The sequence below is a fragment of the Arthrobacter sp. KBS0703 genome (assembly GCF_002008315.2).
Classification (GTDB): Bacteria; Actinomycetota; Actinomycetes; order Actinomycetales; family Micrococcaceae; genus Arthrobacter.
Map to the genome: position 1 here is coordinate 344,463 of NZ_MVDG02000001.1, position 13,187 is coordinate 357,649.

8 protein-coding genes are annotated in these 13,187 nt (G+C 66.0%); 4 read left to right on the forward strand and 4 right to left on the reverse strand.

Annotation, left to right across the window (positions count from 1 at the left end; all coding sequences use genetic code 11):
* The first annotated feature begins 25 nt into the window (after window positions 1-25).
* From adhP to B1A87_RS01615, 4 genes are all read left to right on the forward strand, one after another.
* A complete protein-coding gene (gene adhP, locus B1A87_RS01600) occupies window positions 26-1,048 on the forward strand; it encodes an alcohol dehydrogenase AdhP (RefSeq protein ID WP_185982201.1) in 1,023 nt (340 codons plus the stop codon).
* Window positions 1,048-1,455: a DUF779 domain-containing protein gene (locus tag B1A87_RS01605; RefSeq protein WP_078029274.1), complete on the forward strand. Its 408-nt coding sequence runs from the start codon at window positions 1,048-1,050 to the stop codon at window positions 1,453-1,455. Before adhP ends, B1A87_RS01605 begins: the two co-directional genes overlap by 1 nt.
* A gap of 376 nt (window positions 1,456-1,831) precedes the next feature.
* Window positions 1,832-7,321 carry a peroxidase family protein gene (locus B1A87_RS01610; RefSeq protein ID WP_260680590.1) on the forward strand — a complete coding sequence of 1,830 codons (5,490 nt, stop codon included), beginning with the start codon at window positions 1,832-1,834 and terminating at the stop codon, window positions 7,319-7,321.
* A gap of 220 nt (window positions 7,322-7,541) precedes the next feature.
* On the forward strand, window positions 7,542-9,095 hold the full coding sequence (locus B1A87_RS01615; RefSeq protein ID WP_078029273.1) for an APC family permease: 1,554 nt from the start codon (window positions 7,542-7,544) through the stop codon (window positions 9,093-9,095).
* A 37-nt stretch (window positions 9,096-9,132) separates the two neighbouring features.
* On the opposite strand, the gene B1A87_RS01620 is transcribed toward B1A87_RS01615, so the two are convergent.
* The 4 genes from B1A87_RS01620 to B1A87_RS01635 all read right to left on the reverse strand — a co-directional run bounded on the left by B1A87_RS01620 (window position 9,133) and on the right by B1A87_RS01635 (window position 13,126).
* Window positions 9,133-9,771: a DUF2461 domain-containing protein gene (locus tag B1A87_RS01620; protein WP_078029272.1), complete on the reverse strand. Its 639-nt coding sequence runs from the start codon at window positions 9,769-9,771 to the stop codon at window positions 9,133-9,135.
* A gap of 77 nt (window positions 9,772-9,848) precedes the next feature.
* On the reverse strand, window positions 9,849-10,865 hold the full coding sequence (locus tag B1A87_RS01625) for a DUF6541 family protein (protein ID WP_144275688.1): 1,017 nt from the start codon (window positions 10,863-10,865) through the stop codon (window positions 9,849-9,851).
* A gap of 109 nt (window positions 10,866-10,974) precedes the next feature.
* Complete coding sequence (locus B1A87_RS01630) at window positions 10,975-11,913, reverse strand: DUF6541 family protein (RefSeq protein WP_144275689.1); 939 nt, start codon at window positions 11,911-11,913, stop codon at window positions 10,975-10,977.
* 7 nt (window positions 11,914-11,920) lie between these two features.
* Complete coding sequence (locus B1A87_RS01635) at window positions 11,921-13,126, reverse strand: polysaccharide pyruvyl transferase family protein (protein ID WP_078029270.1); 1,206 nt, start codon at window positions 13,124-13,126, stop codon at window positions 11,921-11,923.
* Window positions 13,127-13,187 lie beyond the last annotated feature (61 nt).

Genomic DNA, 13,187 nt, shown 5'->3' on the forward strand with positions numbered 1-13,187 from the left:
CTTCATCAACGCAAGGATTTCGCCAATGACGACGACAATGCAAGCAGCAGTAGTAACCGAGTTCGGCAAGGATCTTCAGATCCAGACCCTCCCCATTCCCGCCCCGGGCCGGGGCGAGGCGCTGATCAAGGTCATCACCACCGGCGTCTGCCACACAGACCTCCACGCAGCGGAGGGCGACTGGCCGGTCAAGCCGACACCGCCGTTCATCCCCGGCCACGAAGGCGTAGGCGAAGTGGTTGCCTTGGGCGAGGGCGTCACCGACCTTGCCGTCGGAGACCTCGTCGGCAACGCCTGGCTATGGTCCGCCTGCGGCGACTGCCAGTACTGCCGCACCGGCTGGGAGACGCTGTGCGAAGCGCAGAAGAACGCCGGCTACAGTGTGGACGGCTCCTTCGGGGAGTACATGCTCGTGGACACGCGCTTTGCCGCCCGCATACCGGCGGGCTCGGACCCCGTTGAAGTCGCCCCGGTGCTGTGCGCCGGCGTCACGGTGTACAAGGGCCTTAAGATGACCGAAGCCAGGCCCGGACAGTGGGTCACCATCTCCGGCATCGGCGGACTCGGGCACATTGCCGTCCAGTACGCAGTGGCGATGGGCCTGCGGGTAGCCGCCGTGGACATCGCGGACGACAAACTCGCCCTGGCCAAGAAGCACGGTGCGGAGCTTACCGTCAACGCGCTGCACGAAGATCCCGCCGAAGTCATCCAACGTGAAACCGGAGGTTGCCATGGAGTCCTGGTCACGGCCGTGCACCCGTCAGCGTTCGGACAGGCGATCGGGATGGCCCGCCGCGGCGGCACGATCGTGTTCAACGGCCTGCCGCCGGGCGACTTCCCGGCGCCGATCTTCGAGATCGTGCTCAAGGGCCTGACAGTCCGCGGCTCAATCGTGGGTACCCGGCAGGACCTGGAGGAAGCCCTCGAGTTCTACGCGGAGGGCAAGATCCACCCCACGGTGTCCACCCGGGAGCTCTCCGAGGTCAACGCCGTTCTGGACGAGATGAAGCACGCCAAGATCGACGGCCGCGTCGTCATCAAGTACTGATGATGGAGGCGAGACTAGACGCGGCAGTGACGCTGCCCGGAGAGGACATGTCCCGCGTGGCGCTCACGGCCGAGGCCGTGGAACTGCTCAGGAAGCTGTGGGGCCAGCACGGGCCGCTCATGTTCCACCAGTCCGGCGGCTGCTGCGACGGCTCCTCGCCTATGTGTTATCCGGCGGGGGAGTTCATCACCGCGGAAGCGGACGTCCTCCTAGGGCTGTTCGACATCGCCGGCGGCGTGGAGCCGCAGCCCCTCGAGTTCTGGATGTCCCGGGAGCAGTTCAGCTACTGGAGCCACACCCATTTGACAGTGGATGTGGTGCCGGGCCGGGGGAGCGGCTTTTCGGTCGAGGCCCCGGAAGGCAAGCGGTTCCTGATCCGTTCCACTCTCATGGATTGGCCGGTCTGACCCGGCTGCCACACGTTCCAGCAAGACTCCACGCCATGTAAGCCCGGGTGGGGCCGCGAATGAGCGGCCCCACCCGGGCTTTGCATATTAATGCCGCGATTGGGAACCCCCAATTTTGGGTGGCTGAACAGGTCAATCAGCGGGAAGAAGATTGCTGCCACAAGGTTTTCACGGGCCAGCCATCGCACGATGGCACGGTTACATCCCTCCTAGCGGCAGGTGTGCCATGAAAATCTCAGCATGGAATTCAGACGGGGGGGCGGATCAAAGTCGATCCGCTTCACCCACCGATCCACCAACAAACCGACGTCAACGACGTAAAAAGCACGGCAAGCAGGCCATCTCCTTCCGGACGGTGGCAGCAGTAACCACATTGATGATGCCAATCGCCATGGGTTTGCCCGTGGTCGCGGCCAACGCCGTGCAGGCGCCGGTTGGGGAGGGTTTTACCATCACCCCCTCCGATCTCTCTTTCATCCTGAAGCAGATCAAGATCGCTGAAGCCCATGTGGCCAACACGACCTCTGCCACCGGCCCCTGCGGTGCGCTGATCGGCACCGGCCCCAACCAAATCCCCAGCCCCCTGGTCTCCCAGGGGCTGCGGACGGTCGACGGGTCATGCAACAACCTCCAGGCCGGCCAGGAGACGTTCGGTGCGGCCGACCAACTGTTCCCGCGACTGACCACCCCGGTCTTCAAGGGCGCAGAGAACTCGCCTCCCGCGTTCGGCCCCTCCCAGCCCACGAGCTACGCGCAGAAGAAGGGCAACGTCTTCGACTCCGAGCCGCGCGTGATCAGCAACCTGATCGTGGACCAGACCTCGACCAACCCGGCTGCGGTCGCCGCGGCCGGTAACCCCGTCAGGACGCAGGGCAACACCGGTGTCGTCCCCTGCACGACGGACCCGCAGCCCCTGGCCGATCCGCCTGTCGCTGGTGATCCCGTTGACTGCGTGCCGTCCCACAGCACGCTGTTCATCCCGAACGTGACCACCGACGTCGGCCTCTCACCGCCCTACAACTCGATGTTCACGCTCTTCGGCCAGTTCTTTGACCACGGCGTTGACCAGACTGTGAAGGGCGGCGGTACCGTCTTCGTTCCGCTGAAGGATGACGACCCGCTGATCGCAGGCCCGGACCACGTCTTCGGGAACGCGGACGACCTCAACCCGAACTTGCGCTTTATGGTGCTGACCCGTGGCCAGAACCAACCCGGTCCGGACGGCGTCTTGGGCGACAACCCCGCAACCCCTGCCGATGAGAGCGCTGACGACATCCAGGATGCGAACAACACGGACTCGCCTTGGGTCGACCAGAGCCAGACCTACACCTCGCACTCCTCGCACCAGGTATTCCTGCGCGAGTATGTTAACAACACCGCCGGAAGGCCGGTCGCCACGGGCAAGCTGCTCGGCGGACCGGCCGGCCCCACCGCGGGCGGCATGGCCACCTGGACCACCACCAAGCTTCAGGCGAAGACCTTGCTTGGTCTCAGGCTCGAAGATAAGGACGTCCTGAATGTCCCGATGATCGCCGCGGACGCGTACGGCAAGTTCATTCCCGGCCCGGCGCGCGGCCTGCCGCAGTATGTTACGGCGACCGGTCTTGTCGAGGGACGACTCGACGACCCGTCGACGGCAGCGGTAGACGAGACCGTACCGGTCCCTGCCAACGTCAAGTACTTTGACACCCCGTTCCTGACGGACATCGCGCACAACGCGGACCCGAGTCCCCAGGACACCGACAACAACCCGGCAACACCGCGGGTGACGCCGGCGCCGGACGCCGACACCACGGCATCCGCCGACTTCGCCAGCCAGCCGGCAGGCACCTACGACGACGAGATGCTGAATGCGCACTTCATCGCCGGTGACGGCCGGGTCAACGAGAACATCGGCCTGACCACCATCCACCAGATCTTCCACTCCGAGCACGATCGGCTCGTCGGCGACATCGAGAACGTCCTGACCACCGATACCTCGCCAAGCGGCGTTACTGCTTTGGCCGAGTGGAAGCTGGCCGCCGGTGCAGACGGCTGGAACGGTGAGCGGCTCTTCCAGGCCGCCCGGTTCATCACGGAGATGGAGTACCAGCACCTGGTCTTCGAGGAGTTCGCCCGCAAGGTTCAGCCTGCGATCAACCCCTTTGAGCCGTTTGCTTTCACCCAGACGGAGCTCAACCCGGCGATCAAGGCGGAATTCGCCCACGCCGTGTACCGCTTCGGCCACTCCATGCTGACCGAAACGATCTCTCGCAGGAACGAGGACGGCGCCGGCGCCGACTTGGTGTTCGGAACGTCGGACGACACGAGGGGCAGCCAGAACGACATTTCGCTGCTCCACGGCTTCCTCAACCCGCCGGAGTACACCAACGGCGGTCCTGCAGGGCCGCTGACCTCGGAAGAGGCTGCCGGAAGCGTCATCATGGGGATGTCGGACCAGGCCGGTAACGAACTGGATGAGTTCGTGACCGACACGCTCCGCAACAACCTGCTGGGCCTGCCCCTGGACCTTCCGACGATCAACATGACGCGGGCCCGTTCTGAAGGAATCCCGCGGCTGAACGTCCTTCGCCGGGAGCTTTTCAACTCAACGAATGACGGCCAGCTGAAGCCCTACACCAACTGGGTCGACTTCGGCGAGAACCTCAAGCACCCGGAGTCGCTCGTCAACTTCGTCGCTGCCTACGGCCTGCACCCGTCCATCACCGGCGCAACAACGCTGGCGGGCAAGCGGGAGGCCGCGCGGCTGATCGTCAGCCCCGCAGCCGCGGATGTCCCGCCGGCAGACGCCGCAGCGTTCATGAACAGCACGGACGCCTGGGCCAACACCGGCACGACCTCGATTACCGGCCTCGACAACGTCGACCTCTGGGTCGGCGGCCTTGCAGAACGGACAAACCTGTTTGGCGGCCTGCTGGGCAGTACGTTCAACTACGTCTTCGAGAACCAGCTGACCAACCTGCAGAACGGCGACCGCCTGTACTACCTGGCGCGCACCCCCGGCATGAACCTGAGGGCGCAACTGGAAGGCAACTCGTTCGCCGAACTGATGATGCGCAACACGAACGTCAAGAGCCTGAAGGCCGATGCGTTCGCGACGGCCGACTGCAAGTTCGAACTGAAGAAGCTGGCAGGCACCACCGCCGGCTTTACAACCTCCGGCAACACCGTGGTGGACGACCCGGACACAGACTGCAGCGAGGCGGATCTCCTGATCCGCATGCCGGACGGCACCATCAAGTACCGCGCGAGGAACACCGTGGACCCCTCCGGCATCAACGGACAGAGTGTCTACAACGGCACGGCCGGCGTTGACCGTATCTACGGCGGTAACGACAACGACACCTTCTGGGGCGGTGAAGGCAACGACGTCATCGAAGGCGGCGACGGAGCCGACGTCGCGCTCGGTGGCGACGGCGACGACATCATCACCGACCTCGCCGGTGACGACGTCCCGAAGGGCGGACCCGGCAACGACGCGATCGACGCAGGACCCGGCCTGGACATCATCATGGGTGGCGACGGCAAGGACTTCACGAACGGTGGAGCCAACGCCAACGAGACCTTCGCCGGAGCCGGTGACGACTTCGTGATGCTCGGTGAGAGCCTTGACGCCGCATTCGGCGACAGCGGCGATGACTGGGAAGAGGGCGGCGACCAGCCGGACCTGATGCAGGGAGACAGCGGCAACCTGTTCTTCCTGGATGACTCCCAGAAGCCAGGACACGACATCCTCGTCGGTCAGGGCGGCGACGACGACTACGACATGGAGGGCGGCGACGACATCGGCGTCGGCGGTCCCGGCATCGAGAAAGTCGCTGGAGCCTCGGGCTACGACTGGGAGATCGGTCAGGGCGACCCACAGGCACAGGATCTTGACCTGGCTCTCCCGATCCCTCCGCTGGACATTCTGACGGTGGGCGTCCGCGACAAGTTCAACGAGGTTGAAGCGCTCTCCGGCGGCAAACTCGACGACAAGCTTCGCGGTGACGATTTGGTTCCGAGCGCCGTTGGCGGTGCCGGGTTCATTGGATGCGACGTGCTGGATCAGGCCGGCGTGGACCGGATTGCCGGCCTCGGCGACCTGGTGACGACCTTCCCGACACTGACATCCGATGTTGTGGCCGCCTCGGCGTCCAAGGACTGCCCGCTCCTCACCGGCACGAACGTCTGGGGCGAAGGCAACATCCTCCTCGGCGGCAGCGGCAGTGACCTCATGGAGGGACGCGGCGCCAACGACATCATCGACGGCGACCGGTACCTCGGTGTCCGGCTCAGTGTCCGCACCAACGCGGCCGATCCGGCAAGCGAGATCGGCAGCGCCAGCATTGAAGGGCTGGGGCAGAGCGCCATGGCCAGCCGGTACCAGAAGGACGCCAACGGCAACCTGACGGGACCGACACTCCAGGAAGCTGTCTTCGCAGGCACCGTGAACCCCGGCAACATCGTGGCGGTCCGCGAGGTCCTCACGGGCTCCGGCGGCACCGACTCGGCAGTGTTCACCGGCCCGGCGGCTGACTACACGGTCACCACCACCGGCGGGACCGGCGTCCTTGGCTCACCGGGGTCGACCACCACGGTGACCGACAACGTGGGCACCGACGGTACCGACACCCTGCGGAACGTTGAACGGCTGGTGTTCGCAGACTCTGTTGCACCCGCCGCTCCCGTCATCGGCGCGGCAGCTGCTACCGGCAGCGGCCAGGCTACGGTCAACTTCACCCCGGCAGCAGGCGGCGTTGCCACCAGCTTCGAGGTGCGGGTGGTCAACGCGGCCGGAACCCAGGTAGGCGCACTTCAGACGGCAGACGCCGGTTCCACCAGCCTGGTGGTTACGGGTCTGGCCAACGGAACGCCTGTCCGGTTCCAGGTACGGGCAGTGAACGCAATCGGCGCCAGCGCCTTCTCGGCACTGTCCAACGCGGTCACCCCGGCTGCTCCCGTCCTTGCCAGCGCTCCGGCGATCGGCACGGCAACGGCCGGCAATGCCCAGGTTACGGTGACGTGGACCGCCCCGCCGGCTGTCCCCAGCGCCGCGGTCACGCAGTTCCGGATCCGCGTCTTCGTGGGAACAAGTGCCACTCCGACCCGCGAGGTCATTGTTGGCAACATCACGAGCAGCGCGGTGACGGGCCTGATCAACGGAACCGGATACACCTTCGACGTCTCGGCGATCAACGCCGCAGGAACGGGCGCACCCTCGGCCCGTTCGGCGCTGACCACACCGCGGACCGAGTTTGTGCTCCCGACGATCACCGCCAGGACACCTGCTCTGGGTGCCACGTCCGTCAGCCAGACGGCCAACATCACGGCGACCTTCAGTGAGTCAGTGGCGAATGTCGGCACGAACACGGTGGTGCTCCGCCTCAACGGCAGCGCAACTCCGATCCCGGCCACCGTGGTGTACAACAACGCGACCAGGACGGTGACGGTCAACCCGAACGCGACCCTGCTGGCTGACCGCACGTACAACATGGCATTCTCATCGATCCGGGACACGGCAGGGAACACCATGGCAGCACCGCCGTCATGGCAGTTCACCACCGGCCCCGCTCCAACGGTTATCGCAGTCACTCCGGCTATCGGGGCGACGAACGTAAGCCGGACAGCCAACATCACCGTCCGGTACAGCGAGCCCGTGACGGGCGTCAGCACCGGAACTGTGGTGCTGCGGCGCGGAGGCACCACCGGACCGGTTGTGACGGCGGTCGTGACCTACAACGCGGCAACGCGGACGGCGACGCTGAACCCGTCGTCGACCTTGGTGGCAAACACCACCTACACCGTGGCTACGTCCTCCGTCCGGGACCTGGCGGGCAACCCGCTGGCCTTCCGCTCCTGGACGTTCAGGACTGGTGCCGTGTAATTCACCAGGCCGGCTGGCGGCTCCCGCAAGGAGCCGCCAGCCATCCTCTCAAGACACCACGCCCGACCCTCCACACACCGCGCAGCCGCAGCGCGGGGAGGGCCGGGTGTGGTTTTGCGTGCCCGGCGTCTCACCATGCGGGACAAATATGGCCGTCCACTGGATGGACACTACGATTGATAGGTCTGTTTCCAACCCCAACCAGGATTGTGGACTCCTCATGAATCTTTTCCGGACCAAATCCATCGAGCAGTCGATGGCCGACGCCGATGAGCCCGGACGTAAGCTCAAGCGCTCCCTGAGCACGTGGGACCTGATGATCATGGGCGTGGCAGTTGCTGTCGGCGCCGGCATCTTCTCGGTCGGCGCAAAAGCCGCGGCGAACTTCGCCGGCCCCGCAGTGACGGTCTCCTTTGCTGTTGCCGCTGTCACGTGCGCCCTGGCGATCATGTGCTACGCGGAGTTCGCCACCGCCATCCCGGTGGCAGGATCAGCCTACGTCTTCACCTACGCAACCATGGGCGAGGTACTCGCCTGGATCATCGGATGGAACCTCATCCTGGAGCTATTCACTGCCGCCGCCGTAATTGCCAAGTACTGGGGCATCTACCTCAGCAAGGTCTTTGCCCTGATGGGCGTTGACATTCCGCCCGCCATCTCGCTTGGCGGAGTCGACCTCTACTGGGGCGCCTTCCTCATCGTCGCCATCTTCACCGTGTTGCTCGTGCTTGGAACCAAGCTTTCCGCCCGCGTCGGCAACATCTTCACGCTGATCAAAATCGGCGTCGTGATCTTCGTGATCGTGGTCGGCTTCAGCTACCTCAAGCTCTCGAACTACACCCCCTTCGTGCCCGCCTCGGAGCCCACCGCCAGCACCGGTGCGGCCGACGTGATGAAGCAGTCGTTCTTCGGATTCCTGACGGGCGCGGCCCCGGCGCAGTACGGGACGCTGGGCATCTTTGCCGGCGCGGCGCTGGTGTTCTTCGCCTTCATCGGCTTCGACGTGGTGGCCACCTCCGCGGAAGAGGTCAAGAACCCGCAGAAGACGCTGCCCCGCGGAATCTTCGGCGGCCTGGCCCTCGTCACGCTGCTCTACATCCTGGTGTCGCTGGCCCTGACGGGCATGGTTTCCTACAAGCAACTCGCGGAAGTCAAGAACCCCACGCTCACCACGGCCTTCGAAGCCGTCGGCAACACCGATGCTGCCAAGGTAATTGCCTTCGGCTCGCTGGTGGGCCTGACCACCGTGATCATGGTGCTCCTCATGGGTCTCTCCCGCGTTGTGCTCGCCATGAGCCGCGACGGCCTGCTGCCGCGGTCCCTGTCCAAGACCAGCGAAAAGCGAGCAACGCCGGTCCGCCTGCAGGTCATATGCGGTGCCGCCGTCGCCGTGGTTGCCGGGCTGACCAACGTGGACCTGCTCGAGGAAATGATCAACATCGGCACGCTGTCCGCGTTCGTGATGGTCAGCCTGGGCATCCTCGTGCTGCGCAAGAAGCGCCCGGACCTGAAGCCTGCCTTCCGGGTGCCGTTCGGGAAGGTGCTGCCCGTCGTTTCCGCCGTTCTCTGCCTTTACCTGATGACCAACCTGGCCGTTGAGACCTGGATCTTCTTCGGCATCTGGCTCGTTCTTGGGCTGGCGATCTACTTCGCCTACGGGCAGCGGCACTCCCGGCTCAACGAGAAGTTCGCCGGCGCCAAAGCCGCGGTGGACGGCCCGGCCGCGAGCCTCGCGGACGACGAGGACGACCGGGATGTCCTGACGAAGGTCTGACCTGCCGCAGGTCTCACCCTGCCGGGCGGAACGTCGTTCACGGAGCGGCGTTCCGCCCGACCCAGTCGACCAGCGGGCGCAGTTGGTCCCACAGCCTCGCAATCTCACCTTCGGCGTCCGGGGAGGACAGCCAGTCCGGCTGCCCCAGGGCGACGCTGGCGGAAAGCGACTTGTGTTTGAGCAGCTCCGCGCGCGGGTGCTCCCGCAGGAAACCCCGCGGCACGGTCTTGAGCTTTTCACCTTCAACCGTGAACCCTGCCGCGGCGACGGCGTCCACAATGTGCTGCAGCTGCTCGCCGGTGCCCGTCGCATCGACGGCATTCCGGTAGCGGGCCAGCTGGGCCGGTGAATGGGAGTGGTAGCCGCCGCCGACGAGCAAGCCGTCAGCGCTCAGCTGCAGGTAGTAGCCCAGGCCTTCTTGAAACGAAGCGAACGCGCCCTGGGCGGTTTTGTAGGGTGATTTGTCCTGCGAGAACCGGATGTCACGGTTGGGCCGAAAGATCTTGCCGGGCCCGAACTGCGGCTCCAGCCGGGCCAGCAACGCACTGAGGGGCTCCCTGACGGACTCCTGGTACACGGCTGAATGGGCCTGCCACCAGTCCCGGGTGTTGTTCTCTTCCAGTTCGGCGTAGAACGCCGCCGCAGTGGCTGCGGGGATGCCCTCGAATGTGCTCATGACTGAAGCCTAGGCACCGTCATGACTGCGGGCCACCGGCGCGGCCGCGTATGTGGAAAAACGGGCGACTCGCCGGATTACCGCGGCTCGTTGCAGGCCGTGATCCGGTACAGGGCGCGGACGCCGTCGGACGCGATCTTTTCAAAGCCCAGCCCGGTGGGCACATTGTAAAAGCCCGGCCATCGCTTCAGGCTGGCGCTGCCGTGCGCCGAGCCTGGCGAGTCCTCATAGAAGTGCGTGGCGCCGACCTTGAGCACGGCCTCGCAGATGGACTTGTCAGTCCGCAGCCGGTTGAAGCCGGTGCGGAGCAGTTCCTTGGCCGCACTCCCGGCCGTCGGGGCGCCCAGCTGCGTGTACACCACATGCCGTCCGGTGAGGGTGTAGAAGTAGGTTTCGCCGTTGAACGGGTCGCCGATCACCACGGCGTTGGCCGGAAGCATCGCACCGGCGCGCTCGATGAAGGCCTGCTCGCCCTTGGAGAGGACGCCGGATCCGGGCTTGTCGGAGACCACGTAGTTCTGTGCGGCCACCGCCACGCGCTCCACCGACCGGTAGCTCCCCGATCCCCAGTAGATTCCGCAGATCAGGACGGCAACGGGCAGGGCGACGAGCATTGACGCAACAGGCCACCTGCCGCCGGTTCGGGCAGAGGTCAGCCGCGCTGACACCGCACGTCTGGCTGCCCTCGCGGCCACGGCGACAGCCAGGGCCGCCAGCAGGCTCCCTGTCATGGCGATGAAGGGGGCGATCCTCTGCGTGTCCTTGTACCAGAAGCCGGTCAGCCACCGTAGCCCGTTCTCGGGTCCGGCGGCCAGCACATAGAGTGCCACAAACGCGAGCCAGGAGATGGCGAGCGGCCTCGCCTCCCGGACAAAGACGGCAACAGCCGCGCCGACGATCACCAGCAGCCCAACCGCGAGGTTGAAATCGTCCGGGGCTGGCGGGGAGAGCGCCGGAAACCGCGGAAGGTCGAAGAACGCAAGGTCCAATGAATCCGGGATTTCGGCCCGCACCGCCCGCCGGTAGGCCATCACGCCCGCCAGCAGCCGGGAGTTGGCCAGTGCTGAATAGGCCGCCACCTGTCTCTTATACACATCTAGATGTGTATAAGAGACACGGCCGCCGCAGCGCCGGCACGCCGGCGACGGCGGCGTGCTGCCCGCACCAGCAGCGGCAGCAGGCGCGCCTGTCTCTTATACACATCTAGATGTGTATAAGAGACAGGGCAAAGACGGCACTCGGGTGCGCGGCGACGCAGCCGCCAAGGAGCGCGGCCGCGAGGACGGCGAGGAGGACCAGCTCCCTGGCCTGCCTTCCGACCTGCTCGTTAGCGGTCAGGCGCCGAAGGAGAACCACCGTCACCGCCAGGGTGGCCGGGACCAGTGCTGTGGCGAGACCGTTGGGCCACTGGCCGCTGCGGAGGAGCTGAGAGAAGGGAAAGCTGACGAACGAGGCCCCGATCAGCGGCGTCAGTGCCCAGGCCGCAGGGTGCCGCGGCAGGACGACGGAGGCCAGGAACGTGAGGCCGATCGGCCAGATCATGCCGCCGATGACGATTGAGGACAGGTTGGCTGCTTCCGATACGCTGCCCGGGACGAGCGCCACCGCGCTGTGCCAGCCCGCCGGGTAGTACGTGGGCGGGCCGGCGCCGAATATCGGGGCCACGCCCCACGGGGTGGCGCTGCCGGATTCCTGGATCCACCTCAGGACGTTCAGGTGGAAGATCGGGTCCCAGCCCTGCGAGGCCGTGGCGGGGTCGCCGATTCCGCGGAGCAGCGCCAGGCAGGTCACCGCGGAACCCATCGCTACGCCCGCGACGATGGCAATTTTCGCCGGCCAACCGAGGCCGGCGGGCGACAGGGGTGTGCGGAAGCCGAACCGGCGCCCTGCCAGCCAGGCGGCCAGGATGGGCGGCACAGCAATGACGGCGGCCGTGGCGGCGTTCCAGGGTACGCCCGCGGCGTCCGCCAGGAAGGATCCGGCGAGGAAGACCAGCAGGGTGATGGCCGGACTGAGGGCGGTGGCTGCCGGCCAGCCGGGCTTCAGCGGCAGGAGCACCAGAAGCCCGGGCAGGAAAAATGCGGCGACAAGGAGGACAACGGTCAGAGCATGTGGAAGCAGCTCAACAAGCCAATGGAGCATGGGCGTGTCAGCGCGCTCCGGGCCGGATCTTGTTCCTCAGCGGAGCGGCCACGGCTTTGTTGAAAAGCTTGGCGGCGCCGGCTGTCAGGGATCCGGTCTGGCCGGTCAGCGGCGGATAGATCCCTCCGGCCTCGGCGCGTTTCTGCGCCACGAGTGCAGGCAGGGCGTCCCGCAGGGATCCGCGCTGCTGCGGGATCCCTGGATAGTCGCTGTCCAGGGCAAGCGGCCAGCCGCTTCCCAGCGCGGTCAGCGACTCGTGCTTGACGTCGTAGTACCCCTTCTTCATGCCGACGGCGACTCCGCGGGCCCCCGCGGCGGCTGCCAGCAGGTGGAAGTGGAACCGGCTGGTCACCCAGGTCTGGTTTTCGGACAGCGGGAGGCCGTGTTCCCAGATGTGCAGGAACGGCAGGAACCGTGCTTCCGGGATGAGATCGGCAAGCCGGTCGTAGGCCGCGCGGTCAGCGCCGGGGATGGCCTCGACGTAATAGGCCTTGGTTCCCTCGCCGGCCGCCTTTTCAACGGCGTCCCTTGCGATGTTCACGGCTGCCTCGAACCGTTCCGGATCGGCGGTGTCGCTTTGGATGCAGACGTAGAGGCCCGGTTCGGCTGCACCACGCGCGATTTCGTCGGCCGCGCCGAGGAACGCATCATCCAGACCTTGGGTGATGCCGTAGGCCGTGGCGCCCGCTTCGTCCCGGGCAGTGACGTGCGTGAACCCCTGGAACAGCGGCATCTCGGCCGGGGCTGAAGTCAGCAGCGGCATGAGACCCTGGCCGGTCGCGATGAGGCGGGCGCCGGTCAGGCCGTGGACGGCGCGCATGGCCACTACCAGACCGGCGTGGTGGGACCAGTTCTCGTTGATGAAGCCGCCGCCGATGAGGTGCAGGGATTCGGCTTCCCGCAGTTTGAGCAGGCCAAGGTCGTAGGACGGGGAGCCCAGTCCGGTAACCCGCGCCCTGATAGTTTCCGCGGCGGCGTCGAGCGGCATGTCGGCGGTGTCGTGCACCAGCCGCCACAGCGTGTTGGTGACGCGCAGGCGCGGATGCAGTCCTTCGAACAGGATCTGGGCGAGGCCGGGCTGGGGGCAGTCAAGCCAGACGTCGGCGTCGGGCCGTTCCGCCGCCAGGTATTTCAGCCAGGCGGCGGCGATGAACTCGTCGCCGAAATTGGGGTTGCCCGAAGGGCCGATCAGATAAATGGGGCCCGGCTGCATGTTGACGACTATATCGCCCCGCGGGCGGGGAAGGTGCTCTCGGCGGCAGCGGCCCGAGGAT

Coding starts and splice junctions, on each gene's coding strand:
- adhP (WP_185982201.1), top strand. CDS start 26: ATGACGACGACAATGCAAGCAGCAGTAGTAACCGAGTTCGGCAAGGAT.
- B1A87_RS01605 (WP_078029274.1), top strand. CDS start 1,048: ATGATGGAGGCGAGACTAGACGCGGCAGTGACGCTGCCCGGAGAGGAC.
- B1A87_RS01610 (WP_260680590.1), top strand. CDS start 1,832: ATGATGCCAATCGCCATGGGTTTGCCCGTGGTCGCGGCCAACGCCGTG.
- B1A87_RS01615 (WP_078029273.1), top strand. CDS start 7,542: ATGAATCTTTTCCGGACCAAATCCATCGAGCAGTCGATGGCCGACGCC.
- B1A87_RS01620 (WP_078029272.1), bottom strand. CDS start 9,771: ATGAGCACATTCGAGGGCATCCCCGCAGCCACTGCGGCGGCGTTCTAC.
- B1A87_RS01630 (WP_144275689.1), bottom strand. CDS start 11,913: ATGCTCCATTGGCTTGTTGAGCTGCTTCCACATGCTCTGACCGTTGTC.
- B1A87_RS01635 (WP_078029270.1), bottom strand. CDS start 13,126: ATGCAGCCGGGCCCCATTTATCTGATCGGCCCTTCGGGCAACCCCAAT.